Genomic DNA, 24,697 nt, shown 5'->3' with positions numbered 1-24,697 from the left:
TCCCGTCAAGCCCAGGCGTCCCCATGCTTCCCAGAGGAGTCTCGCTCACCATGGTCGAGCCAAGGGGACCGGTCAATGTGGGTCATGTGGCCAGGCTGGTCCAGAACTTCGGCGTCGAGAAGCTCTACCTTGTGAACCCCAAGGTCGACCTTTCCGTGGCAGCGGTGTACGCCTCACACGCGTCCGAGGTCCTTGACAGGGCGGTCGTGACGACTTTCGAGGCGGTGAGGAAAGAGAACGAATTCCTGGTTGCAACTACCGCCGTGAGGGCGTCAAAGAGATCTAATGTGGTCAGGAGGACCGTCAACCCCGACCGGTTGCATGAGATGCTCGCCTCTGCGGCTTCGTCGTCCATAGTCCTGGGGAGGGATACGACAGGGCTCACCAACGGAGAGATCGGGACCTGCGATGTCACCACCACCATAGATACAGGGCAGGCGTACAGGTCCCTTAACATCGGTCATGCGGCTGCCATCGTGCTCTACCTTGCGTCTAGGGGGGACAGGAGGAGGGGACCCGCCCAGGGGCGAACGGCGAGGGAGGTTTTTGCCAGGAGCCTCTACGAGCTCGCCGAGGCGTCCAGGGTACCCAAGCACAGGGGCGGGAGCATGTTCCAGGCGGGGAAGAGGATGGCGGCCACCTCGCGGATGACTGACGCACAGCTCAACCTGCTGTCGGGGGTCTTCAGGAAGGCCGTCGCAGGGCTGGAAAATCAGGACCGGGGCTCGAAGACGTAGACTGCTCGTTTTATCCAGCGGGTGCTCTCAAAGGACAGCCTGACCGGGTATTCGAACCCTACCGGTCCCGGCTGGAACAGGTGTAAGCCGAGGCTCCTACCGTCCAAGGTGAGCGTGACTTCGTCTCCGTCCATTGTCTGGACCACCGGGACCGCCACGACGATTCGTCCTCCGGGGCGGATGGACTCGGCCATGGAGGCGAGGGCGTCGTTGTAGACCTCCGCCGCCTCTCCGACCATCGCCTGCGCCGTCGCCGTCCTCGGCCTGGCGTCGAGGCTGGGAAGGAGGAGCGGTTCGGTCACTATACCGTCCACCTTCGTCCCTCTGAGCATACGGGAGAGGTCCCTGGCGTCCCCCTTCCTGATGTCATACCCCATTCCGGGCCCACCGGCCGCCGACCAGCGAAGGTTCTCCCTTGCCTCCTGGACCCTGCTCGCTCGGGCGTCCAGGCCAAGGCACCGGAGGGACTTTTTGTGCGCCTCTACGAGCACGGTTCCCGAGCCGCAGAAGGGGTCAAGGACGGTCTGCCCCTGTGTCACCCCCGCCAGGTTGACGAGCGTCCTCGCGAGCCGAGGGGAGAGCGCGATTTCGGGCCGGGGCGCCGGCCTCTGTGTCCCCCTCTGGCGCATGGATGCGGAGTCGGGGATCCACACGGTCGGCCCGAGGGCGAACCCTCCGTGATATGGGAAGGCCACGACGTCGAGCGCCTTCCTCGCGAGGACGTCCTCGGCGAGGAGCTCGTTCCCCTTTGGCCTGAGCAGCCTGACCTTTCTGAGCCCCCGCTCCCTGAGCCCGTCGAGCATCCCTCTGACGAGGTCCTCGTAGTCGCTTTCCTCCAGCCCGTAGCCGCTGAGAGAGACGTTCGACTTCTCGTCTAGATGCTCCACCATCAGGTCCGCAAGGGCCCCCTGGACTTCGGACGGCCCATCGAGCAAAGAAACCAGAGGTGCGAGCTTGTGGACTCCCGCGAGTTCCGCGAGACGCTCTGCGGCGATGTGGTCGCCCTGGAGGACGGAAACCCTTTCGCAGGGAGCCTCGGCACGCTGCACGAAACCCTCCAGGAGCGAACATGCCTCGAGCACGGAGAGCTTCCCGAAAGCCAGGACCGCTGCGACGGAGTCTGACTCGAGAAGCGAGAAGGGAAGGACGGACGGCATCTGGACGGCTCAGCCGACCCGTGATATTAAGGGTGGACCGGGGGACAAGACCGATTAGAGGGAGAGTCCCCCCGTTGCGGCGTGGCCGGCGGGATACTGGAATATGGAGAGCTCGCCAAGTACTACGATGTCATGTATTCCTGGAAGGACTACCGCAGGGAATCAGAAATAGTTCGTCAACTGATAAAGCGGTACAAGCGGTCCCGGGGGAAGGCGCTCCTCGACGTCGGGTGCGGTACCGGGAAGCACCTCGAGGCGCTGACAGGGAGCTTCGACTGCGTAGGAGTCGACTCGTCCAGGGACATGCTCAGGCTGGCGAGGCGGAACGTCACCGGAGTGGAGTTCATCTGCGGTGATATGGAGACGTTCAACCTGGGAAGGGAGTTCGACGTCGTCCTCTGCCTTTTCAGCGCCATCGGGCATGTGGAGACCTACCCCCGCCTCGCCAGGACCCTCCGCAACTTCGCCAGGCACCTCCGACCAGGAGGCGTAGCGATCATAGAGCCTTGGCTCACGAGGTCGACGTTCAAAGACGGTCACGTCCATGTGTTGACCCAGGGGACCGACGGCTTCAAGGTCGTCAGGGTCAGCCCGCGACCGTGCAGAGAGGGCGTTCTGTCCTGGACATGAGGATCGTAGTCGCCGAGGGCGGGAAGGGGATGAAAGCATACAGGGACAGGATGGTGATGGGGCTCTTCGAGGTGGACAAGTTCTTGGACTTGATGGGAAGGGCAGGGATGGAAGCAAGGTACCTGAAGCGGTCGCTGGCCCCCGGGAGGGGACTTTACGTCGGCGTCAGGTATCCAGGGGCACCTTAGAGTCCGGGCACCTTGGACGGGGCCTGGGCAGGGGCCATAGAGGAGGCGGAAGACCTCGGGCTGATGGGAAGCCGTCCGGAGGCAAGGGAGAGAGACCAAGGAGCTGTTTGGCCGACGGCTCCACCTTGCAAGCCTGGCACCTCAGGCCAGGGCGGTCCCTTTGAAGCTTAATTAGGGGTCGCGGACGCGCGGCTCTGAAAGGCGAAGGAAATGCATGGAAAGAACTATCGTGTCATCAGAGGCATGGCGTACACCTCGAAGAAATACGCCCCTGGAGCGCCCAACCCCAAGGTAGCCAGGTTCACCACCGGCAAGAGCAGGCCGGACTACGATGTGAAACTGAGCCTCGTCTCAGAAGGTCGGGTCCAGATAAGGAGCAACGCCCTGGAGGCCGCCAGGGTAGCGGCAAGCAAGAAGGTCGCCATCCTCACAGAAGAGCAGTTCTGCCTGAGGGTGGTTACGTATCCGTTCTCGATTCTCAGGGAGAACAAGATGATCGCTACGGCGGGAGCGGACCGTCTTCAGGAAGGGATGAGGAAGGCGTTCGGGAAACCCATAGGCATGGCAGCCAGAGTCGGGATCGGGAGCGTGATTTTGGAGCTCAGCGTGATGAAAGAGAACCTCGACAAGGCGAAGTTGGCCATGTGGGCCGCGGGGACGAAGCTACCCATGAAGACCCATACGGAGATCGTCGAACGCCAGAAGGCCGAGGCCCCAGCCGCTCAGGCATCTTAGTCGCGGGCGCTACCTACCTACGGATTACCATACGCCGACTTTCGCCGCAGGTTTTTCGTCGCGCTTAGGTGGGAAGGCGCCGTCGAACGCCGGATGGTTCATGGCTGGTATCTCCGCCCTCTGCTTTCCAAGGGAGTGGGGGTCGATGGTGGTCCTCCTTCTGACCTCCTCCACGGTCATGACCTGTTTCCAGATCTGGGCGTAGGAGATGAAGAAGCGCTGCTCGGGGGTCATGCCGTCCTTCTCTCCGGGGCGCTTCGATCTAGCCAGCCTCCTCTGGAGGGCCTCGTATGCCAAGCTCACCCCTCCGAGGTCAGCGATGTTCTCTCCGAGGGTGAGTTCTCCGTTCCCATGCAGTCCGGGGAGGACCTGGACAGAGCTGTAGGTCTTTACCACCCCCTGCGCCCTCCTATCGAACTCCTTCTTGTCTGTGGGTGTCCACCAGTCCCTGAGGTTCCCCTTCGCATCGTACCTCCTCCCCTGGTCGTCATAGCCATGGGTGATTTCGTGGCCGATGACCACGCCGATGGCCCCGTAGTTCACAGCGTCTTCGGCCCTTTGGTCGAAGAACGGAGGCTGGAGTATCCCGGCCGGGAACACTATCTCGTTCATGGTCGGCTCGAAGTAGGCGTTCACAGTTGGGGGGCTCATCTGCCACTCATCCCTGTCGACAGGCCCCCCGACCCTCCCTGCCTGCCTGTCGAACTCGAACTCCGAAGCCCTGAGGACGTTCCCCAGTAGGTCAGCCGGGTCGACCCTTACAGACGAGTAGTCACGGAACTTCGGAGGGTGCCCTATCTTCACTCTGAAGGTCTGGAACTTCTCGAGGGCGAGCTGGCGGGTCTGCTCGGACATCCATGGTAGCCCCTCCAACCTCTTTGTGAACACGCTCCTCAGGTCGTCGACCAGTATGACGGCCCTCTGTCTTGCTTCCTCGGGGAAGTGCTCGTCGACGAAGAGCTTCCCAAGGGCCTCCCCCAGGAGTCCGTCAACTAACCTGACGGAACGCTTCCACCTCGGCTCTGGTTTCTTCTGTCCCGTGACCTTCCTGTTGAAGAAGTCGAAGTTCTCCCTCTCCACGGCGGCGTGCAGGTAAGGAGCGGACGAGTGAAGGACACACCAACACAGATAGGCCTTCAGGTCCTCCAGGTCGGAGCCCCTGACGAGGCCGTCGACTGCCTTGAGGAACTCAGGCTGACGGACCACTATGTACGGCACCGCAGGTACCCCTGCAGCGTCGAGGAACTTCCTGATGGAGAGGTTCGGATAGTCTGACCCGAGGCTGGCGATATCCTCCCGGTTGTAGTTCTTCTCGCTGTCCCTCAGTTCCGTCCTCGTCCTGCTGGCCTTGGCCAGAGCGGTCTCGACACGCAGTACCCTCTTGGCCCAGTCTTTGGCTCGGCTCCGGGTAAGCCCCTTCAGGACGAACATCCGGGCGATGTGCTCCAGGTACTGACGGCGGAGTTTCCCGAACGTCCCAGACAGGTAGTAGTCCCTGTCGGGTAGGGAGAGTCCCCCTTGCTGCAGATAGAAGGCATAGACCCCACTGTCCTTCTCGTCGGGCCCCGAATAGGTTCCGAATAAGGGCTCGATGAACATCCGGTGAAGCTGGGACACAACCCTGACGGCGTCGTGGGCCGACCCTATCCCTTCTGCGAGCTCCCACATCTTTTCAATGGGGCGGAACTTGAGGGCCTCGATTCTCCTGGTGTCCATGGCCGACCTGTAGAAGTCTCCGACCAGGGCTGAGACCGAATCTGCTCGGCTCGTCCTGCTGAGCTGGGAGCACCTCTTCGCTATCCTCTTCAATCGGAGGAGGTTCGTCTCGTCCACCTCGTTGAAGGTCCCGTACCTAGACTTGTCCGGGGGGAGCGGGTGAGTCTTGATCCACCGTCCGGCTGCATATCGGTAGAAGTCCTTTCGCGGGTCTGCCTTTCGGTCCATGTAGCTGACGGAGAATTTCGGGTCTCTGGATGAAGCCAAAGCGAATCCTCGGGGGGTGCAGAGGGGATGTTAAACCGTTGGCTCCCGCGCAAACGGAGTCCCGCACCGGAGAGCTCATATCAGGTGGGAGGCGCGTGGAGAGCCATTGAGCGAGAGGCCTGTCACGGCGTTCGACTCCAGGAGATGGGGGATAGGCGGCATCGCCTCTGTGGTGGTGCTCCTTGTGCTGGGCGCGTCGCTGTTCGTTTATGGATTGGACGTCAGGTCGACGGGGCTCCAAGTGCTTGGGTCGGTGTGCCTAGTGGGTGGGGTGGCCGTGTTCGCCGTTAAACTAGGCGAAGAGATACATCCAGCGACGGCCAAGTGGGACATCGTGGGTGAGGTGGGGGAGGTCGTCAGAGAGGTCGGCGAGGGGAGGAGGGGCGTAGCACGGGTGCGGTCAGAGCAGTGGACATGCATGAGCGAAGACAGATTGATGCCTGGAACCAAGGTCAGGGTAATCCGGGTCGAGGGCCTGGTGGCTTGGGTCGAAAGGCTCGATGACACGACCACCCTCAAAGGCGGCTCGGGGTTCAAGCCCTGAGGGGTCTGATCGTCCTGCCTCCCACAGTCAGACGGTGGCAGGCTGCCGCAGGAAGACCTCGACTTCGTATGTGGAAGGCTGTTCCATCAGGTCGTGGACAGACTTTAACTAAGGTCGGCCTCTCGCCCGAGGCATGCCTCGAATCGAGCTGTACGAAGGGTCGCAGAAGGTTGCCGACATCGGCCTCCCTGAAAAGAAATTCTCGACCGGATCCGTGGGATACTGGGCTACCCAGAAGGTTGAGATAAACGGGAAGCGGTACCAGGCTCAGTTCCAACTCGTTGAAGTGGGATCCAAGAACAAGGCGTAAGCGAAGTGTCTCTCCCGGCTGTGAAACCGGGCGGACTCGGCTCTGAGACCGGACCGCGCATCATTCAATAGGCCCGCCCCGGACTGACACAGAGGCGGCAGAGATTGGCTCTCCTGGGGAAGGAAGACCGGCGGTTCATAGGGGTCGTCTCCAAGCTCTTCCTCGTCGGGCTCAGATACCGGAGCGACAGGAAAGAGATACTCAGGGCGGAAGGGAAGATCTTGCACCCTGAGAAGTACAGGGCCCATGGACGGAAGGCTGTGGAGACGTTCATAGAGCTCGGGCCCGCTTTCGTCAAGCTCGGACAGCTCCTTTCCGTCAGGCCCGACGTGCTTCCGGAGCCTTACGTGGAGGAGTTCGCCAGGCTTCAGGACGAGGTTCCCCCGGCCCCCTTCGAGGAGGTCAGGCCGATCATCGAGGCGGATCTGGGGCCCATAGACAGCGTCTTCGACTCCTTCGACGAGTTAGCCATCTCGGGGGCAAGCCTCGGACAGGTATACGGGGCACGCTACAAGGGGAAGGACGTGGTGGTCAAAGTCAACAGGCCGGGGATCCGAGAAGTGGTGTCTGTCGACGTCAAGGTCCTCAAGAAGCTTGTCCCCCTTGTGGCGAGGCTCGTCGACAAGGGGCTGAGGGTTAGTGCCGAGTCGATTGTCGATCAGTTCTCCCTGACCGTGGTCGAGGAGATGAACTACAGGAAAGAAGCTGAACACCTCCTTGCGATAAAGAGGAACCTTCGCGAGGACAAAGGCGTGATCGTCCCGGACGTGTACAGAGATGCGTCGTCTGAGAAGGCATTGGTGATGGAGAGGGTCGGCGGGATCCAGATCGGGGACCTGAAAGCCCTAGACGCGGCGGGGCTCGACAGGAAGAGGCTCGCGAGGAAAGTGGCCCAGGTGTTCCTGTCGATGCTGCTAACCGACGAGATATTCCACGCCGACCCACATCCAGGGAACATATCGGTGACGGGAGAGGGGAAGCTGGTGCTCTACGACTATGGCATGGCGGGGACTCTGGACGAAGACACGCGAACCAACCTGATCAGGTTCTACCTCGCCCTGGTCACTGGGGATCCAGACAAGGTCGTGGACATGATGCTGCAGCTTGGGATCCTCGACCCTGCCGCCAACAGGACGGTAGTGAGGCGTGGCATCGAGCTGGCGATCGCTGACATGCACGGAAAGAGGGTTGAGGAGACCGAGGTGAGGGCCCTGATGGAGATAGCCAACAGGACGATCTACCAGTTCCCCTTCAGGCTTCCGAGGAACCTGGTCCTCTATATGCGCATGTCGTCGATCCTGGAAGGAGTTTGCACGGCTCTGGACCCAGACTTCGGGTTCGTCCGCATGCTTGGGGGGCTCCTCGAGGACGAGGGGCTGGTGAATGAAGCGTACAAGCGGGACCTTTCGGACGAGCTCAAGAAGATCAGGTCAGGGCTCGAGGCGACCATAGAAGTAGCTCCTCTCCTCAAAGGAGTGCTTGAGGAGTACAGGTCGAAGGCAGAGGCCCCCGCCCGGGGAGGTGGAAGGCCGTTCGCTTCTGGCGCTCTAGCAGGGTTCGGGGTGAGCGGACTGGTAGCGTCGGCGTTCTTCTTTCAGAGGGCGCTCGGGAAGGAGGGGTTCGTGGCGTCTCTCGTGCTGCTTGGTGTAGCAGCGCTGACCGCGCGAGGATAGCGCTATTCGATTACGACCCTGCCGACCCCCTTCACGGGGAGTCGGACGGTCAGGACCCCTTCTTCGTACTTCCCCTTCACTTCGTCGTCCCCCAACTCCACCTTGACTGGGAGAGGAATCCTCTTGCTGAGCTTGAGGGGCCTCTGTTCCATGTAGGAGACACCGTCTCTTTCCACTGTCACCCTCTTTGCTGTTACAGTGAAAGCGGACTCGTTGAGCCTCGTCTTGATGTCGTCCTTCTGGAAACCTGGCATGTCGACGACTATGACTAGGTCTGACCCGTCCTCGTACACGTCGGCGGGCGGGAGGACCAGCTCGAAGAACTGTCTTGACTTCGCGCTAAGGTCACGCCCTAACTCGTGGGACATATGCCTGAGCAAGCGTGAGGTTCGGACCTCCTTTGGGATAAAAAGATGTCGAGGTCAGGAAAAGGCCCTGAAAGACGCATAAACCTCGGGATCCAGGAAGCTACTATGGGCAGGCTTGTCATGGAGGTCGGGACATCGAGGGCCTACATCGACACGTTCGGCGCCTATGTCGCCGCCATGTTTCTGGGAGGCAGCGAAGTGGTCAAGCCAAACAGGGACGGGTCCCAGACGCATGGCGGGATTGCCGTGCTGGCTCCCTTTGCCGGCAGGGTCAAGGGGGGGCGTTTCGGCTTTGAAGGGGAGGATTTCCAGCTCCCCACCGGAAAGGATGGCAACGCGATACATGGGTTCGCCAAGGACGTCCTCTGGGACGCCGTCGAAGCGAGAAGGAGCTCGGTGGTGCTGAAGGCGGCCTTAGAGGGGGAGGGGTATCCGGGGAAGCTCGAAGCGACAATAACCTACGCCATGGGCGAGAGAAGTTTCTCGACAGACTGCGTGTTTGAGAATTCGGGGAGAGGCGACGCCCCTGTGACAGTTGGATTCCATCCGTACTTCAGGGCCAGGGACTGGAAAATCAAGCCGGGGTCTGATGTGGTGAAGTATGAGCTGAATGATGGCTTCTTCCCCACAGGGAGGACGGACAGGTTCTCGTTCGAAGGAGTATGTCGGGAAACGGCCCTTGACGACTGCTTCAGGACTGACGGGGAGATCAGGCTCGAGAGGGAAGGAGGAGAACTGACGCTCGTCCGGAGAGGGATGCCCTACTTCGTCGTGTACGACGGAAAATATGCCGAGGGAGAGTCGGTAGCCATCGAGCCATACACCGGGCTCCCGGACGCTTACAACAACGGCATAGGGTTGACGGTGCTTGCCCCCGGGCAGTCTCTGCAGTGCGGGTACGACATCCTGGCAAGGTGACCGTCTTAGGGAGGGGCCAACCCACGACGGACGCCTATCGAGGCGGCGCTGGTGCGGAAACTTGTCGTCCTGCCTTGGGCCAGTTGCCGCCGAGGATGATCAGCAATCCTATCGCCGCGATTACCGCATCCCACATAGATGTAAGTAGGGTCTCCGGACGTGTAGCTCCCTGGGATGTACCCGCTCCCTGTAGGGAGAAGACTGCCCCCACGAGCAGGGCCATTATCCCTAACATCGAAAGGCAGACCTTGCGCCCGTTCATCTTGCGTCTTCCTCTGGTGTCTCCAGAAACATCATGTGGGAGATATTGAAACCGACAGTATTGGGGGGAGACCGTCCGCAATCCTCTCCCACTTGTTACCCTGGTCCCTGCTGGCGAACAGCTGGCCCGTCGTGGAGCCGAAATAGAGGCCGCAGGGTTCTCCCTGGTCTGTCACCATCGCGTCCCTCAGCACGGTGAAGTATGACATTTTGGGGATGCCCGAGTCCAGCTTGCTCCACTCCTTCCCTCCGTTGTCCGTCGCCCACACCGCGAAGTGGCCCCCCAGAGGTATCCTGGAGAAATCGCCTTCGAGCGGCGCGAGGTAGAACCGTTCCGGCTCGTTCGCATCCACGGCGGCAGGAAACCCGAAGCGGGACGGAAGGTTGCTCCTGACGTCTTTCCAATCATCTCCTGCGTCGTCGCTCCTGTAGACCCCGGTGTGATTCTGCTGGAAAATCGTGTCAGGCTTGGACTGGTTGATGGCCAGCTTGTGTACGCACGTGCCGAACTCGGGGTACTTCTCCGGCTGAAAGTCTGCCAGCAGGTGCTTGTTTTTGAAACTCCACGTCTCTCCACTGTCGTCCGACCGCATGACGCCTACGGCGGAAATCGCGGTCAGGATTCTCTTCGGGCGCCGCTCGCTCAGGACCACGGTGTGGAGGCAGAGCCCTCCCCCTCCTGGCTCCCACTTCTTCCTGGTCTTGTGGTTCAGCATGGCTTCGTTGACCGTCCACTTCTCCCCGCCGTCGTCCGACCTGAAAAGGCATGCAGGCTCCACCCCTGCGTAGACCACTCCTTCGTCGTCATCTATCCCTGGCTTGATCTGCCAGATCCTCGCGACGGACAGGCCCGAGCCCTTCGGAAACTTCGGCGGCGTCCTGGAGACCTTCCAGGACTTGCCCAGGTCTTTGCTCTTTGCGACGGTGGGACCCCAGTGGCTGCTGCTGACGGACGCAAGCATGGTCTTACTGCGCCTGTCGTAGGCCATGTGGTAGGTCTCGTTCCCCTTCAGTTCGGGGCCTGACAACTTCCAGCTTCTCCGCCCGCCATCAGATGTGAAGACGAATGCGCCCTTGCGGGTCCCTACCATCAAGATCTGTTTTCCGTCGTCCTTTGCCATCTATCTCCCCCCTATCCTCCCGCTACAGATGGTAAAATATGCACCGTGTCCCCGTCGCGAAGTTTCGTCTTCTCCCTCTGCAGGTCCTTCGAGTTTTCTGAGTTCACGAATATGTTCACGTGGATCCTGATTTTCTCCTGATCGTCGACGATTCTCTGCCCGAGGCCCGGAAATCTGGCGTCCAGGCTCCTCACCATCGACTGGAGGTCCGGGACCTTGTCCATCTCCAGGCTGGAGACTCCGTTGGTCCAGTCCCTCAACTGTGCCGTCAGCTTGACGTGGATCAAGCGAGGTCAGGAGCACCCCTGGCTATTTATGGGGAGCGTGAAGCGCTCCAAATCTTTTAACGCGCCGAGGGCGTTCCTTCCACGACCATGCCCGGACAGGCCGACGCGGCCGAACTTTCCAGAGACGAGATAGAGAGATACAGCAGGCAACTGGCCATGCCTGAGATAGGCCCTGAGGGGCAGAGGAAGCTCAAAAGATCCAGCGTCCTGGTGGTCGGAGCTGGAGGCCTGGGGGTCCCGGCGTCAGTCTATCTCGCGGCAGCTGGCGTAGGGAAGGTGGGAATCGTCGACGACGACATCATAGCCAAGAGCAACCTCCATAGACAGGTCATCTACACAGAAGCAGACGTCGGACGAAGCAAGGCCGACGTCGCGGCCCAGAGGCTCCGTGAAGTCAACCCGCATGTGAACCCTGTGCCGCACAGGGTGAGGCTCGACTCGGGGAACGCCCTCGAGATGGTCTCGGCCTACGACGTCATCTTGGACTGCACCGATAACTTCCCGGCCCGCTACCTGATCAATGACGCGTGCGTCCTGTCAGGCAAGCCGGACGTCTATGCCAGTGTGTTCAGGTTCGACGGTCAAGCCTCGGTGTTCTACGCGTCGAAGGGCCCATGCTACAGGTGCCTGTTCCCAGAACCCCCTCCTCCCGAGACGGTCCAGGACTGCTCGGTGGCAGGGGTACTCGGGGTCCTCCCCGGAATAATGGGGAGCATCCAGGCGGCGCAGGCGACCAACCTCCTGCTGGGGAGGGGCAATCCTCTGGTGGGGAGGCTTGTCCTCTTCGACGCCGCAGGGATGACATTCAACGAGCTTCGCTTCAAGAAGAACAAAGCGTGTCCTGTGTGCGGGCCAGAGCCTTCGATAAGAGCCCTGGTCGACTATGATGCGTTCTGCGGCCTCAGGAGGGAGCCATCGCCCAGCGAGATCACGCCCGTGGAGCTCAAGCGCATGCTGGATGAAGGAAAGAAGATCCAGCTCCTCGACGTCAGGGAGCCGTTCGAAAACAGCTTCGGTGAGCTCGAGGGGTCGAAGCACATCCCTCTAGGAGAGCTCGAGAAGAGGCTCGGAGAGCTGAATGTCAACGACCCCATCATAGCATACTGTCTGGTGGGGACCCGGAGCGCCGTCGCCGTCGACTTCCTCGCGTCGAAGGGGTACACGGCCAGGAACCTTCGTGGAGGGGTCCGGGCCTGGGCAGACACCGTGGACCCTGACTTCCCCGTCTTCTAGGGACGGATTTACGGGTCCGGACGCTCTTCTGCCGTGCCCGAGTACCGCCGGACACTAACTGCGGGCTATGTGCACGGCGTGGGGCAGCTCCCCTGCGACCTCCCTCAGAGCTGTCCTTACTGCGCTGGGCGACCCTGGCAGGCAGAGGATGAGCTTCCCCTTCGCCACCCCCAGGGTAGCTCTGGTCATCATAGCCGCGGCTCCCACCTCGTCGAAGCTGACCCGTCTGAACTGCTCTCCGAAGCCATCAAGCTCCTTCTCGAAGAATGGCCTTACCGTCTCTATCGTTATGTCGCGGCTCGAAACGCCGGTCCCACCGGTGAACAGGAGCACGTCGTCTTTGCTAGAAAGGAACTCACTCACCGCCCCCCGGAGCATCTTGGCGTCGTCAGAGATGAGTCTGCGTGATGCGATGTCGTGTCCGGCTTCCTTCAGTTCTTCCTCGGCGACGTCTCCCGATTCGTCGGTGAACTTCCCCCCTTCCTTCATCGCCGTGTACCTGCTCGTGCTCACCGTGAACACCCTCGCCCTCAGCCTCCTCGCCCCGGCCTTCCTATGCTCCTCGGGGGGGTTCACTTTCCGCCCTTCACTTTGCTGATGACCTTGATGGACTCGATGAGCGTACTTGGGTACTGGCCGCTGGAGTCCTTCTCGTAAGCCTTGGTCACATCCCATATGTTGAGCAGCGCGACTGAGACCGCGGTCAGCGCCTCCATTTCGACTCCGGTCTTCTCGTGGGCTGCGACCCTGACGGTCACTTCTACCCACCCGTCCCCGACCTTCACCTTCGGCTCGATCATTTCGATTCTGAGGGGGTGACAGAGGGCGACGATTTCGGGTGTCTTTTTGGCCGCGGTTATGGCGGTCATCGCCGCAAGGGAGACAGGGTCCCCCTTCGCCAATTCTCCCTTCCTGATGAGACTGATGGTCCTTTTCTTCAGCCGAATCCTCCCGGTCGCGGTAGCCTCCCGGTAGATCACCGGCTTCTCCGAGACGTCGGCCTGACGGTATGGCACGTCCCGTCAGTTCCACTCCGCCCGTTATAGCCGTTCCCTCGCCGGGAACGTTTTTACGGAGACGGTGTGGTTCGGCCTCAGATGGAAGGGGCCGCAGTCGGTGGAAGGAAGCTGCTGGATAGGAAGGGGAGAGTCGCCAAGAAACTGAGGATTTCAGTCACGGACCGGTGCAACTTCGCCTGCCTGTTCTGCATGCCCGATAAGGACAAGGTGTCATGGATCCCACAGGAAGAGATATTGAGCTTCGAGGAGGTCGAGAGGATAGCGAGGGTACTGGCCTCGCTCGGGATAGAGAAGATTCGAGTCACCGGTGGGGAACCTCTCCTTCGAAGGGACCTAGAGCGCCTGGTGAAGTCGCTTGTGCAAGTCCAGGGCATTCGGAGCGTGGACATGACGACCAACGGATGGCACCTGGAGCAGAAGGCGAAGCAGCTTCGGGATGCCGGGCTGAGAGGGGTCACAGTAAGCCTCCACAGCCTCAGGGCAGACAGGTTCGCCAAGATATCTGGCATCGACGCCCTCCCGAGGGTCCTCCGCGGCATCGACAAGGCCGTGGGCGAGGGGCTGAACCCGGTGAAAATCAATTCGGTGGCCATACGTGGCTTCAACGACGACGAAATGCTTGAGCTGGTCGAATATGCCCGCGAGCGGCGTATTGCGATACGGTTCATAGAGTTCATGCCCCTCGACGGGCTTGGCATCTGGAGCCACGACAGGGTGGTCAGCGGAAAGGAGATAGTCGACAGGGTGTCGGCCAAGTATCCGATGGTCCACCGGGGGCGAGGGTCTGCGGAAACTTCTGCGCTCTGGGAGTTCGAGGATGGGAAGGGGAGCCTCGGATTGATTACGCCCATGAGCGAGCCGTTCTGCGACGACTGCGACAGGGTCAGGCTCACGGCTGACGGGAAGCTGCTGTCGTGCCTCTTCGACACCGAATATCACGACCTCAGGGGCGCGGTTAGGAACGGCGCGAGCGACGAGGAGCTGGCGAAGAAGATTCTGGCCGCGGTCTGGAAGAAGCCGGATGGGGTGGGATATATGCCCTGGATAAACGACGGCTGGGCCAAGCCCAGGAACATGAACGCCATTGGAGGGTGACGACATACGAGGTTGAAAGTGCGGTACTTCGCCTCGGCCAGGGAGCTTGCGTCTGCCGAGTCCGAGGCCGTGACCGTCCCCGTCGGGTCGTCAGTGCGAGACCTGGCCAGGATGCTGGAGGAGGCGCACCCTGCCCTGAGCTCTCTGAGAGGGTCGCTCAAGTTCTCGGTCAATTTCGACGTCGCTGAACTCGGGACTGCGCTCAACGAAGGGGACGAAGTCGGAGTGCTCCCTCCGGTGGCGGGAGGATAGGTTGGCCTCGACCGTCAGGATAACCAGAGCCCCCATCGACGTCGCGAAGATCCTGCGGGCGGTGCGGGACCCCTCGGCCGGAGGGACGGCGCTCTTCCTCGGGACTGTCAGGGACAGGAACGAAGGGAAGGCGGTCAGAGGGCTGGAGTACCAAGTTTACAGGGGGATGGCTGAGAAGAAGATGTCAGCCATTGAGGCTGAAGTGAGGATGAAATGGCCCGTCAGGAAGATGGTGATGGTCCACAGGTATGGCAGGCTCCGCATCGGGGAGGTGAGCGTGGCAGTGGCTGTAGCCTCGGAGCACAGGGCCGAGGCGTTCGAGGCGTGCAGGTACGCCATAGACACCATAAAGCGGACTCTTCCCCTCTGGAAGAGAGAGAGCCTCCCCGGCGGCGGAGAGGCTTGGACGAAGGGAGAGCCCATCGAGGCCTAGAAGGAGAACCCGGGAAAGAGGTTGACCCGGACGACGCTCCCTTCTGCGAGGTGGGCGACTTCCTCTGGCACTACCACGTAGCCATCCGCTTCGCACAGGACTTTGATTGACTCGGTGTCTCCAGCTAGAGGCCGGGCGGACGTCCGGTCCCCAGGGACGAGCTTGACGTAGAGCACCTTTCTGAAGTGGGAGAACCTCTTCCTGGCCTCCCATTGGCCTTCCAGAGGACAGCTCACTTCAACCCCTATCTTTCCGCCCCCCTGCAACCAACCGATCACCCTGGCGCCGAGGAGGACGAAGGCATTCATTGCCCCCTGTATCGGCCCCGGCATCATCAGGACAGGCTTCCCCTCGATGACTGCGATGCCCGCCACCCTACCCCTGTCCATCTTGATCCCTTGGACGAAGACAGCCGGGCCCAGGGACCTGACAGCCTCCCCCACCAGGTCCGCCCGCCCAACCGAAGTTCCACCCAGAGTGAGGACGAAGTCCGACCTCGCCAATGCCGTCCGTAGTGCGCCCCGTATCTCGGCCGGGTCGTCCTTCGCAACCCCCATGTCGACCGGGACGCACCCCAAGGCATGCAAAAGCGAGAGGAAGTACGGGCCGTGGCTGTTAACCACCTTCTCCTGTGCCGGCTCCACTTCGTCTGTCAGCTCGCTTCCTGTTGCTATCACCGAAGCCAGGAGCCTCCGCCTCACGCGCACCTTCTTCAGACCGAGACTCAGGAGGGCGCCTACGTCCTGGGCCCTGATGGTCTGCCCCTTTTTCACCACCCTCTCCCCCTTTCGAAGATCGTTCCCTTTCGCATAAACGAAGCTCCCGCGGTCTGGGGGGTAGGCCACGGAAATCACGCCCTCCCGCACCTCCGCCCGCTCAAGAGGTATCACTGCATCAGCCCCTGGGGGAACGGGACTTCCGGTGAAGACGTGGATGGCCTGCCGATGCCTTGCTGACGGCCCCGGTTTTGCTCCGAGCTTCGATTCTCCCGCCATCTTCAGGACCGTCGGCCTGGTTTTCGTCGCCGTTTTCAGGTCCGAGGCAATGACGGCGAAGCCGTCCATGTGGGAGATGTCGAACGGCGGCATGTCAGAGGGAGAGAAGAGATCGCGCGCTGCGATCCTGCCGAACGACTCTTTCGTCGCGACGGTCTCTGTCTTCACCTCTGCCCGGAGACACCGTTTCACCTTGCGGAGTGCATCTTCGACCGTCGTGTACCCTTCCTTCTCCCAGGCCATCGCTTCGGCGCCACCCGATGCCGTGCTTTGGCCTTTTAGTCGGTGACCTGGAGGGTCCTCGGGACGTACCCTGTGGCCCCGTTAGGGAAGGTCCCCCTCGACCGAGATGTCTGGACCTGCCCTGTCCCGTCCGCGGCCCTTGCGATTACCTAGTATTCGCCCAGACCAGCGGGGGTCCACTCGTAGGCCCAGAGGGCCCGAGTCAGGTCGGAGATGTGAGGTTTCAACTCCGCCTCTTCCCATGTCATTCAGTTGTCGAAGTTGACCTCCGCCTTGGATACCCCCTGTCACCAGCGAACGCGTACCCGGCGACAATGGTTGAACCTCCGCCTGGGATATGCTTGCAGATGAGGTCGAGGGAAGGACGACGAAAGCTTCGGTGTATATCGCCGCGCTGTTTGTCCACCATCTGGTCTGCCAGTAGCCTTCGTACACCGGACTTGTCACAGACACCCTGTTGACCCACTTCGCGCTCATCATCCCGTAGAGGCCCGGAATCCGACCAAGTGGGACCAGGCCGGATACCAAATGGTTTTACAGATGCAGTTCGGCTTCGACGGGCAATTGCCGAAGTCCTTTGAGGAGGCGACAATCTCTGAGCTCCAGGCCGCCATGGACCGCGGTCGAATCACCTCCGAACAGCTCGTCGGCTGGTATCTTCGGCGGATAGAGGCGTTGGACGCGCACGGCCCCGGCCTGCACTCGATCATCCAGGTGAACCCCGACGCATTGGAAATCGCCCGCAGCCTGGATGACGAGAGGGAAAGGAAGGGCCCCCGCGGGGTGCTGCATGGGATACCCGTAGTGCTCAAGGACAATATTACGACCGCTGACAAGATGGAGACGACCGCCGGGTCCCTGGCTCTGGTGGGATCCCGCCCGAAGAAGGAGGCGTTCGCAGCTCGGAGGCTGAGGAAGGCCGGGGCGGTCATCCTCGCGAAGTCCAACCTGAGCGAATGGGCGAACTTCAGGTCGAGCGGTTCCTCCAGCGGCTGGAGCGGGAGAGGAGGCCAGGTGCTCAACCCCTACGCCCTCGACAGGTCCCCGTGTGGCTCTAGCTCCGGCTCGGCTGTGGCCGTGGCTGCGAACCTCGCGGCCTGCGCCGTCGGGACCGAGACCGACGGTTCGATATTGTGCCCGTCCTCCGTCAACGGGATAGTCGGTATCAAGCCTACGCTGGGCCTCATCTCCAGAGCCGGAGTGGTCCCCATAGCCCACAGCCAGGACACTGTCGGCCCCATGGCGCGGACGGTGGCAGACGCCGCGACCATGCTCGGAGCCATGACGGGCGTCGACAGAGACGACCCCGAGACGCGTACGAGTGCGGGCAGGTTACACAGAGACTACACGAAATTCCTCGACCGCGATGGGCTCAGAGGTGCCCGCATCGGAGTGCCACGCCAAGGGTACTACGGCTACAGTGAGAGGACTGATGAGATCGTAGAAGCCGCAATAGGGCAGATGCGGAAGCTGGGAGCGAAGATAATCGACCCTGCTGACATCCCGACTGCGAAAGAGATGTCGTCGTCAGAGGACGAGATGACCGTGCTCCTCTATGAGTTCAAGACGGACCTAGACGGCTACCTCGCAGGGCTGGAGAAATCAAAGGTCAGGTCGCTGAATGACGTGATAGGGTTCAACAAAGACCACGGGGAGGAGGAGCTAAAGTACTTCGGCCAGGACCTGTTCTTGAAGGCGCAGGAGACCAAGGGCCTGAAGGACGGGAAATACCTCCGGGCGCTGAAGAAGAACCGCCGCCGCTCCAGGGAAAGGGGAATAGACGACGTTATGGAGAAGCACCAGTTAGACGCCTTGGTGGCCCCCACGACATCTCCCGCGTGGGTAATCGACCATGTCAACGGAGACCACGGATTGGGAGGCTCATCACAGCCCACGGCTCTCGCTGGCTATCCTGCCATCACGGTCCCCGCTGGGTTCGTGTTCGGGCTCCCGGTTGGGATCACGTTCATGGGGCGCGCCTACAGTGAACCGAAACTTGTCAGGCTCGCGTACTCCTACGAACAGGCCACCCGCCACCGCGCCCCGCCGAAGTACAGATCTACGACTGCGTGACGAGGGTCAACCGCGTCCAGGCCTTCGACGTCATGAGGACCAGCCAGACGGCCGTCATCCGTTATGTAGCAGACTCCTGTGTCGTGGGGCCGGTCCATGGCCAGCTGCTGAACCAGATGTGGGCCGCAGGATGCCAAATGCAAGAGCCACTGCGCCAATCCGCGGAGATCCGAGGACCTGGAATCGACATAGCCGGGAGGCCTCTAGTCAGTCAGACCTGCCGCGGGACACCACGAAGGGGCTGCGACGGGTTGGCGGAACGGTTCAGAGCGAAAGATCGAGGCCATCCAGCATGGATGAGAGTTCCTTCGTATCCGTGTGGAGAGCGTCGCTCACGGTGCCGAGAGTGGCTGGCTCGTCGTTCATTGCCAACGAGCCTACGAGAAGAGCGACGCCGGCGACCGTGGTCACAGGCTCCGGCGCTGCCGCCAGGGCCAGACCGGTACTACGCATTGCCTTCCTCCTGTCTGGAGGATGGCTGAGGTCCCCCAGGCGCCTAGCGGCCTCTTCAGATTCGAGGGACGATGCGACGCCAACCCAGTCGTTTGAAACCCTCTTCAGAGACTCGCCCCTGGCCTTCGCTAGCTGAAAGTCCGTCAGAACCCCCTACGGGATGAAAGCGGCCCTCGGCATAAGTTGGCTCGGTCAAGACCGGTTTCCTGAGCAGTCAAAATGAGTCAACGTCTCCTTCCGCCCTGCGATGAAGGGCCCTGGCGAGGCTTCCAGGGGCGCTAGGGCGGCGTCTGCGCCCTGACCAACTTGAACCCGATGTCGGCGCCCAGCCCAAGGGCGTAACCCAGCTGGATGTTCAAGTTCCCGAGGGACTCGAGGAGCTTTGCATTGGACAGGGGGCCCGCGTCCACAGGGTCGAAGCCGAGATCCTTGCCCAGCTCCAATGTTTTCGCCTTCGCGTCCTTGTCATCCCCTGCTACGAAGAAGGTAAGCTGCTCGTCCCCGATGCGGCCCCGGGACATGTTCTTCGCGAAGTGAGTGTTGAACGCCTTCACGACCTTGGCCTTCCCCGCCTTTTCCTGGAGTACCTCGGCACCGCTCTTAGATCCGACGGCGGCCAGCATCTCCGGAGAGTAGAGGTTGGTGACATCGACGAGAGGTTTGCCGTTGACACTGTCTCCCATCTCCTTGACCGCGTCGTCAAGGGCTTTGAAGGGCACGGCGAGGATGATCAGCTCTGCCCACTTCGCCGTCTCGACGACGGCCCTTGGTTCGTTCCCAACTGCCCTGACCTGATAGCCCGCCCTTTCGAGGCCGTCCTTCAGGATGTTTCCTACATTGCCTTTCCCGATGATCCCGACCCTAGATTTCATATCGGGTCGATCAGTATGTCTGGCTATAGTCTTTTCTCGTCGGACGGTATTCCACCGGTCGTTGTTGGTAACGAGAGGGGCAGCCTTTGACAACGGCGGCAGCCCCCGGGCGGCCTGGCCCGAAGTTTCGTCGGCTGTGACCGACCGCCCTCGTGAGGAGACGTCGCGCCGAACGCCCTGGGTGCGGTCCGGTGGCTGATGAGTGCGAATCCAGTTATAAGGCCAGAAATTAACCGGTGTGCCCGAAGTGAAGCCCGACGCCAGGGGGGCAAAGGCGCTCCAGAAGCTCGACCTGCACGCACCCCCGGACTGGGAGAAGACCATCTCCAAAGAAGAGCTCACTCGTCTTCTCGGCGCGGGGGACCAGACAGGCATCCACGTCGTGATAGGAGACATCCGTGGGTCGACCCACCTGATGAGGGAGGCAGTATCCTCAAGAGAGTACGCGACAATCACCACCGCGTTCACGGAAAAGATGAGAAGCGTCGCCCGCGAGAACATGGGTTGGTTCGACAAGTTCACAGGCGACGGCTTCGTGGTGTACTGGATCTATGGGACGAAGCCCTCCAGGTTCCTCAGGGAGGCTATGCTCTTCTGCAGGAAGGCGCACGAAGCCTTCGAAATTGAGATATTCCCCGAACACAGGAAAAACGCCAGGAACCTGCCCGCCCATGTAGGGCTCGCCCTGGGAGTGGACTCGGGGCGCTGTGCTCTTGAGGAGATAGCCGGAGACTTCACGATAATCGGGCACGCAGTAGTGGGAGCGAAACGAATGGCAGAAGCGGCGGTAAAAGGCCAGACGTTCTGCAACATCAGGATGGGTCATCTGCTCGAGGCCGAACCGTCATTGAGCAGATCCATAGAACTCCAGGCGACCGTAGCCAAGACGAAAGAGTATCCCGACCACGGGCAGGAAGCGTACCAGATATCGTTCAGGTGACGCGAGGGAAGGACAGTTTGGGCCTCTATCGCGGTAGAAGCGCCCCGGCGCCGGGTCCGGTCAAAGTGACGTGGAAGCAGGTTGCCGCCTTCAGGCTCTCCAGGCACAACCTCGTCAGGAGAAAGCCTGGAACGGCTCTGGCTTCGGTATTGAGAGACATGGGAGGCGCCCAGTCGCAACTGCTCATGGCAGGACAGATGTCCATCTGGGCGAGAGTCAAAGGCGTGAAACTCTCCCGGCTGGACTCGGCCCTCTGGAAGGAAAGGACACTTGCGAAGGCCTGGTGCATGCGGAGGACGATGTTCCTCGTCCCCTCGGGCGAATTGGCCACCTTCGTTAGGGGGAGCGCGCTGCGCGCGGAGCGGGAGATTCGATGGGTTCTGTCGAAGGGAGTACCGGCACGGAAGCTCGACGCGGTGGTGGAAGAAGTGCTTCTGGCGATGCAGGAACCAGTCACCCAATCCGTCCTAGCGGAAATGGTAAGCAGGGCTCTTCACCAGAAGGTGAAGTACGCGCACGGAGGGGGGTGGGGGAGCAGGCGGAAGGTCCCTTGCGTCGAGGTGGGAGGCCTTACCCTCCCAGCGAACTATCTCCTGCACCTGGCTGGCGCTCGGGGAGTCTACTGCTCCGGACCAAGCATCGGCAACGAGACCACTTTCGTGCGGGCCGACAGGTGGATACCAAGCTGGAGAGACGTGCCCCGGCGCGAAGCTGAGAAGGAGTTGGTCACCTGGTATCTGAGGTCTTTCGGACCGTCCACGGTCTCGGACTTCGGCACCTGGACGGGGATGACAGCCGATGATGCGAAGGATGTCTGGTCCCGCGTAGAAGGGGAGACGGTCCAGGTTGACGTGGAAGGCTCAAGCGGTTCTGTCCTCGCGGGCGACCTAGAGGAACTGCAAAGCGCGCACCTAGACGAGGTCAACGTGCGCCTCCTCCCGTTCTTCGACTCCTTCCTCCTCGGGCACAAGTCCCACCGCAACATAGTCAGCCCGACGGACCACGGGCACGTCTACAGGCCCGCAGGGTGGGTCTCTCCGGTCCTTCTGGTTGACGGCAGGGCGGCTGGGGTGTGGTCCTACACGACGAAGAACGGAACCCTCCAAATCCAGGTCAGGTCGTTCTCGGACATTTCGGAGGAGGTCTCGTCACTGGTACGCGAAGAAGCCGCAGAGCTTGGACGGTTCGTCGGCTGCGCTGCGGTAGACGTGAAGACATCGTGAAAGGATGGGCCGGTGCCCAAGACTAAACTAGGGGACCGACAACGGTCCTTTGCGTGGCCGGCACAGTCCGCCAGATCAGTGTAAAGGTCCGTACCCCTGGCGAAAGGGGACTCCCGAAGAAGTCCGTGGACTCGGCCTTCGTTGGTCTGGGGGGCCTTGTGGGGGACTACAACGTCTACAGGCATGAAGAAATCGAGGACGACCCGGACTCGGCCGTCCTGATAATGCCGATCGAGACGGTCGAGGAGCTCAATGCCGAAGGATGGCCGGTGAAGCCAGGAGACTTGGGCGAGAACCTCACCACCAGTGGGATTCCCTACTCCTCGTTTAGCGTCGGAAAGGCGTTCACGGCGGGGGAGGCCCGGCTCCAGATTTCAAGGGCCTGTGAGCCCTGCGACAACCTGTTCCTCCTTCCATATGTGAGGTCGAGAGGACAGGCGTTCCTGAAGACTATGCTGGGCCGGCGCGGATGGTACGCCAGGGTCGTCAAAGAAGGATGGGTGAAGGCAGGAGACCCCATCACGGAAGCCCGCGTTTGAGACGGGACTGCCTGCTTCTTCGGGTGAGACGTCCTGCTTTCCGATGACCTGATGGCACCGAGGTTCTGTTTCTCCCTGCCTTCATGAGGGACCAGATGTAGGAAGGGGTCAACGGGAGCTTCTCCACGGTAGCCTCGAATGGCGAGAGGGCATCCTCTACTGCGTTAGCTATGACGGGGGTGGCCGCTATGGTGCCCGCTTCTCCGACCCCTTTGGCTCCAAGGGGGTTGAGCGGGGAGGGGGTCTCCGTCCTGTAGCATTCCATGGACGGGGCGGTGTCGGACACAGGGATGTGGTAGTCGGAAAGGGTGGAAGTCACGAGTTGGCCGTTATCATCGTAGACTATCCCTTCCAGCAGGGCCTGAGATATCCCCTGCAGAATCCCTCCCTGGACCTGTCCGTCCACTATGAGAGGGTTTAGGACCGTCCCGACGTCGTCCACCGCCACGTACTTGATGACCTTCACCTTCCCCGTTTCCTTGTCCACTTCCACCATAGCCAGATGGGTGCCGAACGGGAAGGTGTTCCCCGGCGGCGCGAAGGCGCAGTATTCGTACAGCGAGGCTTCCATTCCTTCGGGCAGTTCCGTGGGCTGATAGGCGGTCGAAGCGACCTCTTTGAACGACGCCTTCTTCCCCGATCCCTCTGCGTATATCTTACCCTTCGAGAACGTCAGCCTCCGCGTCCCTGTCCCAAGCATCTTCGCCGCAATCTTCGCCATCTTCTCTTTCACCCTGCGGGTCGCTAACAGCACGGCGGACCCTCCGACCACTGCCGACCTGCTCCCGGCCGTGACGGTAGACCACGGCAATGAGTTGGTGTCTCCTGACCGGAACTGGACCTCCTGTGGCTCCACCCCCAGCTCGTCAGCTACTATCTGCGCGAATGGGGTCCAGTGACCCTGGCCGTGGGGGGTGGTGCCGCTGGTGACGATGACCTCCCCTTGGTCCGTTACTGTGACAGTTGCCGTCTGGGGGTATCCTGACCCGAAACCACAGACCTCCACGTAGGTTATCGCGGCCACGCCCACGAGTTCGCCTCTGGCCCTCGCGGTCCTCTGATAGCGGAGCATGTCGCCGTACTTCGCCAGCTTCAGGGCCGCCCTCATGTTCCCTTCGTAGTCTCCACTGTCGTAGGTGAGCCCACCAGCCGAGTGATAGGGGAACTTCGTCCTCGGCACGTAATTCTTCAGCCTGACCTTCACCGGGTCTAGCTTCAGTTCCTTCGCTATGACGTTGATGGTCCTCTCGATGAGATAGGCTGCCTCCGGTCTTGACGCCCCCCTGTAGGCGCCTATGGGGGACTTGTTTGTGAACGCTGTGAACGCCTCGCCACTGAACGCCCCGATGTCATAGGTTCCGGTGGACATCTGGACGGTCGTCTCGGGCATCGAAATGGACCAGTCGCTGTAGGCGCCGCCGTCGCAGATCACCTTGACCTTCAGCCCGAGTATCCTGCCGTCCTTGGTAACGGCCGCTTCCACATGCTGCGTCTGCCCCCTCCCCTGAGACGCTGCGAGGAAGTTCTCCGCCCTCGACTCGACCCACTTCACTGGCCTTCTGAGCTTCATCGCGGCGTAGCAGACCGACGCATACTCTGGGTAGAACCCCTTCTGGCCGAACCCGCCCCCCATGTCGGAAACGATCACCCTCACCTTCGGCTTGGGCATGCCCAGAATCGACGCCAGGTCGCTTCTCATCTCGTGGGGAGACTGGCTGGCGACCCAGGCGGTCAGGATTCCATCCCCGTCATATGACGCGATGATGTCCCTTGGCTCGAGCGGGACCGCGTTGAGCCTCGGAAACTCGAGGTCGACCCTCACGATGTGCTCGGCCACGGCGAACGCTCTCCTGAGGTCCCCGAAGCTCTTCTCGAAGTGGTAACCCACGTTGTCCTTGAGATAGGAGTGGACCTTGGGCGACCCCTTCTCCAGTGCCTTCTCGGGATCTATGACTGGCGGGAGCTGGTCGTACTCCACCTCAATCAGCTCTGCCCCTTCCCTGGCGGACCTTTCGTCGTCCGCCACCACCAAGGCGACGGGCTCGCCGACGAAGTTCACCTCCTCCGAGGCCAGGACCCGGCGGTGGGTCGCTTTCGCCGCCTTGGACCGTCCGACCGAAGGGACTTCAGCGATGTCGTTGGCGATTTCAGCCGCGGTGAGGACGAGCCTCACCCCCTTGCACTCGATGGCCTTCGAGATGTCGATCTGCAGTATTCTGGCGTGGGCGTACGTCGTCCGCACGAAGGCCGCGCGGAGCATGCCAGGGAGTCTGATGTCGTCGATGAACTTCCCGGTCCCGGTGATGAACTTCGGGTCCTCCATCCTCGTCATCGGCTTTCCCAGCACTCCCTCATCCTTCCTCGCCAGGCTCTGCACCGTGGAGGCCAACGGGATCGGTGCGGAACCACTCTAAG

27 protein-coding genes are annotated in these 24,697 nt (G+C 61.3%); 16 read left to right on the top strand and 11 right to left on the bottom strand.

Annotated features, from left to right (window positions below):
• The first annotated feature begins 23 nt into the window (after positions 1–23).
• Positions 24–737, top strand: coding sequence for a hypothetical protein (locus JRN21_00245; protein ID MDG6987742.1), 714 nt, complete (start codon positions 24–26; stop codon positions 735–737).
• Here JRN21_00245 and JRN21_00240 read toward each other — a convergent pair.
• Positions 713–1,894: a hypothetical protein gene (locus JRN21_00240; protein ID MDG6987741.1), complete on the bottom strand. Its 1,182-nt coding sequence runs from the start codon at positions 1,892–1,894 to the stop codon at positions 713–715. The two genes, JRN21_00245 and JRN21_00240, sit on opposite strands and share 25 nt — an antisense overlap.
• 81 nt (positions 1,895–1,975) lie before the next feature.
• On the opposite strand from JRN21_00240, the gene JRN21_00235 reads away from it, so the two are divergent.
• The 3 genes from JRN21_00235 to JRN21_00225 all read left to right on the top strand — a co-directional run bounded on the left by JRN21_00235 (position 1,976) and on the right by JRN21_00225 (position 3,447).
• Positions 1,976–2,524, top strand: a complete 549-nt coding sequence (locus tag JRN21_00235; protein ID MDG6987740.1) for a class I SAM-dependent methyltransferase — start codon at positions 1,976–1,978, stop codon at positions 2,522–2,524.
• Positions 2,521–2,712, top strand: a complete 192-nt coding sequence (locus JRN21_00230; GenBank protein MDG6987739.1) for a hypothetical protein — start codon at positions 2,521–2,523, stop codon at positions 2,710–2,712. The genes JRN21_00235 and JRN21_00230 overlap by 4 nt, the downstream gene beginning before the upstream one ends.
• Before the next feature lie 210 nt (positions 2,713–2,922).
• Positions 2,923–3,447 (top strand): 50S ribosomal protein L16, encoded by a 525-nt coding sequence (locus tag JRN21_00225; protein ID MDG6987738.1) that lies wholly within the window; start codon positions 2,923–2,925, stop codon positions 3,445–3,447.
• A gap of 24 nt (positions 3,448–3,471) precedes the next feature.
• Here the strand turns inward: JRN21_00225 and JRN21_00220 are convergent, their stop codons facing one another.
• Positions 3,472–5,430 (bottom strand): M13 family metallopeptidase, encoded by a 1,959-nt coding sequence (locus JRN21_00220; GenBank protein MDG6987737.1) that lies wholly within the window; start codon positions 5,428–5,430, stop codon positions 3,472–3,474.
• Between the two features lie 106 nt (positions 5,431–5,536).
• Here JRN21_00220 and JRN21_00215 point away from each other — a divergent pair, with 106 nt between their 5' ends.
• The 3 genes from JRN21_00215 to JRN21_00205 all read left to right on the top strand — a co-directional run bounded on the left by JRN21_00215 (position 5,537) and on the right by JRN21_00205 (position 7,957).
• Positions 5,537–5,974 (top strand): hypothetical protein, encoded by a 438-nt coding sequence (locus tag JRN21_00215; protein ID MDG6987736.1) that lies wholly within the window; start codon positions 5,537–5,539, stop codon positions 5,972–5,974.
• Between the two features lie 133 nt (positions 5,975–6,107).
• Entirely contained in the window at positions 6,108–6,284 is a 177-nt protein-coding gene (locus tag JRN21_00210; protein MDG6987735.1) for a hypothetical protein, read from the top strand.
• Positions 6,285–6,388: 104 nt separating this feature from the next.
• Entirely contained in the window at positions 6,389–7,957 is a 1,569-nt protein-coding gene (locus JRN21_00205) for an AarF/ABC1/UbiB kinase family protein (protein MDG6987734.1), read from the top strand.
• Positions 7,958–7,959: 2 nt separating this feature from the next.
• On the opposite strand, the gene JRN21_00200 is transcribed toward JRN21_00205, so the two are convergent.
• On the bottom strand, positions 7,960–8,325 hold the full coding sequence (locus JRN21_00200; GenBank protein ID MDG6987733.1) for an Hsp20/alpha crystallin family protein: 366 nt from the start codon (positions 8,323–8,325) through the stop codon (positions 7,960–7,962).
• Between the two features lie 105 nt (positions 8,326–8,430).
• On the opposite strand from JRN21_00200, the gene JRN21_00195 reads away from it, so the two are divergent.
• Entirely contained in the window at positions 8,431–9,243 is an 813-nt protein-coding gene (locus tag JRN21_00195) for an aldose 1-epimerase (GenBank protein MDG6987732.1), read from the top strand.
• 293 nt (positions 9,244–9,536) lie between these two features.
• On the opposite strand, the gene JRN21_00190 is transcribed toward JRN21_00195, so the two are convergent.
• Complete coding sequence (locus JRN21_00190) at positions 9,537–10,625, bottom strand: exo-alpha-sialidase (protein MDG6987731.1); 1,089 nt, start codon at positions 10,623–10,625, stop codon at positions 9,537–9,539.
• Positions 10,626–10,636: 11 nt separating this feature from the next.
• On the bottom strand, positions 10,637–10,912 hold the full coding sequence (locus tag JRN21_00185; GenBank protein MDG6987730.1) for a MoaD family protein: 276 nt from the start codon (positions 10,910–10,912) through the stop codon (positions 10,637–10,639).
• Between the two features lie 87 nt (positions 10,913–10,999).
• Here JRN21_00185 and moeB point away from each other — a divergent pair, with 87 nt between their 5' ends.
• Positions 11,000–12,145 carry a molybdopterin-synthase adenylyltransferase MoeB gene (moeB, locus tag JRN21_00180; protein ID MDG6987729.1) on the top strand — a complete coding sequence of 382 codons (1,146 nt, stop codon included), beginning with the start codon at positions 11,000–11,002 and terminating at the stop codon, positions 12,143–12,145.
• A 54-nt stretch (positions 12,146–12,199) separates the two neighbouring features.
• On the opposite strand, the gene JRN21_00175 is transcribed toward moeB, so the two are convergent.
• Both JRN21_00175 and moaC read right to left on the bottom strand, forming a co-directional pair.
• Positions 12,200–12,820, bottom strand: a complete 621-nt coding sequence (locus JRN21_00175) for a molybdenum cofactor biosynthesis protein MoaB (GenBank protein MDG6987728.1) — start codon at positions 12,818–12,820, stop codon at positions 12,200–12,202.
• Positions 12,718–13,161, bottom strand: a complete 444-nt coding sequence (moaC, locus tag JRN21_00170) for a cyclic pyranopterin monophosphate synthase MoaC (protein MDG6987727.1) — start codon at positions 13,159–13,161, stop codon at positions 12,718–12,720. The genes JRN21_00175 and moaC overlap by 103 nt, the downstream gene beginning before the upstream one ends.
• An 81-nt stretch (positions 13,162–13,242) precedes the next feature.
• Here moaC and moaA point away from each other — a divergent pair, with 81 nt between their 5' ends.
• Genes moaA through JRN21_00155 form a run of 3 tightly spaced genes read left to right on the top strand, consistent with a single transcriptional unit; the run spans position 13,243 to position 14,944 of the window.
• Positions 13,243–14,259 carry a GTP 3',8-cyclase MoaA gene (moaA, locus tag JRN21_00165; GenBank protein ID MDG6987726.1) on the top strand — a complete coding sequence of 339 codons (1,017 nt, stop codon included), beginning with the start codon at positions 13,243–13,245 and terminating at the stop codon, positions 14,257–14,259.
• Between the two features lie 18 nt (positions 14,260–14,277).
• A complete protein-coding gene (locus JRN21_00160) occupies positions 14,278–14,511 on the top strand; it encodes a MoaD/ThiS family protein (protein ID MDG6987725.1) in 234 nt (77 codons plus the stop codon).
• Between the two features lies 1 nt (position 14,512).
• A complete protein-coding gene (locus JRN21_00155) occupies positions 14,513–14,944 on the top strand; it encodes a molybdenum cofactor biosynthesis protein MoaE (GenBank protein ID MDG6987724.1) in 432 nt (143 codons plus the stop codon).
• On the opposite strand, the gene JRN21_00150 is transcribed toward JRN21_00155, so the two are convergent.
• Positions 14,941–16,182, bottom strand: a complete 1,242-nt coding sequence (locus tag JRN21_00150; GenBank protein MDG6987723.1) for a molybdopterin molybdotransferase MoeA — start codon at positions 16,180–16,182, stop codon at positions 14,941–14,943. The genes JRN21_00155 and JRN21_00150 overlap by 4 nt on opposite strands.
• A 528-nt stretch (positions 16,183–16,710) precedes the next feature.
• Here JRN21_00150 and JRN21_00145 point away from each other — a divergent pair.
• Positions 16,711–18,255: an amidase gene (locus JRN21_00145; GenBank protein MDG6987722.1), complete on the top strand. Its 1,545-nt coding sequence runs from the start codon at positions 16,711–16,713 to the stop codon at positions 18,253–18,255.
• Between the two features lie 264 nt (positions 18,256–18,519).
• Here the strand turns inward: JRN21_00145 and JRN21_00140 are convergent, their stop codons facing one another.
• Both JRN21_00140 and JRN21_00135 read right to left on the bottom strand, forming a co-directional pair.
• Positions 18,520–18,708, bottom strand: a complete 189-nt coding sequence (locus JRN21_00140; GenBank protein ID MDG6987721.1) for a hypothetical protein — start codon at positions 18,706–18,708, stop codon at positions 18,520–18,522.
• Positions 18,709–18,986: 278 nt separating this feature from the next.
• Positions 18,987–19,580, bottom strand: coding sequence for an NADP oxidoreductase (locus JRN21_00135; GenBank protein ID MDG6987720.1), 594 nt, complete (start codon positions 19,578–19,580; stop codon positions 18,987–18,989).
• Between the two features lie 247 nt (positions 19,581–19,827).
• On the opposite strand from JRN21_00135, the gene JRN21_00130 reads away from it, so the two are divergent.
• The 3 genes from JRN21_00130 to JRN21_00120 all read left to right on the top strand — a co-directional run bounded on the left by JRN21_00130 (position 19,828) and on the right by JRN21_00120 (position 22,282).
• Complete coding sequence (locus tag JRN21_00130; protein MDG6987719.1) at positions 19,828–20,520, top strand: hypothetical protein; 693 nt, start codon at positions 19,828–19,830, stop codon at positions 20,518–20,520.
• 65 nt (positions 20,521–20,585) lie between these two features.
• A complete protein-coding gene (locus tag JRN21_00125; GenBank protein MDG6987718.1) occupies positions 20,586–21,743 on the top strand; it encodes an AlkZ family DNA glycosylase in 1,158 nt (385 codons plus the stop codon).
• Between the two features lie 53 nt (positions 21,744–21,796).
• Complete coding sequence (locus JRN21_00120) at positions 21,797–22,282, top strand: MOSC domain-containing protein (GenBank protein MDG6987717.1); 486 nt, start codon at positions 21,797–21,799, stop codon at positions 22,280–22,282.
• Here the strand turns inward: JRN21_00120 and JRN21_00115 are convergent.
• The gene (locus tag JRN21_00115; protein MDG6987716.1) at positions 22,263–24,671 is read right to left on the bottom strand and encodes a xanthine dehydrogenase family protein molybdopterin-binding subunit; all 2,409 of its coding nucleotides are present in this window, start codon (positions 24,669–24,671) and stop codon (positions 22,263–22,265) included. The genes JRN21_00120 and JRN21_00115 overlap by 20 nt on opposite strands.
• Positions 24,672–24,697 lie beyond the last annotated feature (26 nt).

It is taken from the genome of Nitrososphaerota archaeon, assembly GCA_029785825.1.
Classification (GTDB): Archaea; Thermoproteota; Nitrososphaeria; order Nitrososphaerales; family Gagatemarchaeaceae; genus UBA183.
The sequence above is the reverse complement of the archived record's forward strand: the minus strand, read 5'-3'. Positions and strand labels throughout refer to the sequence as shown.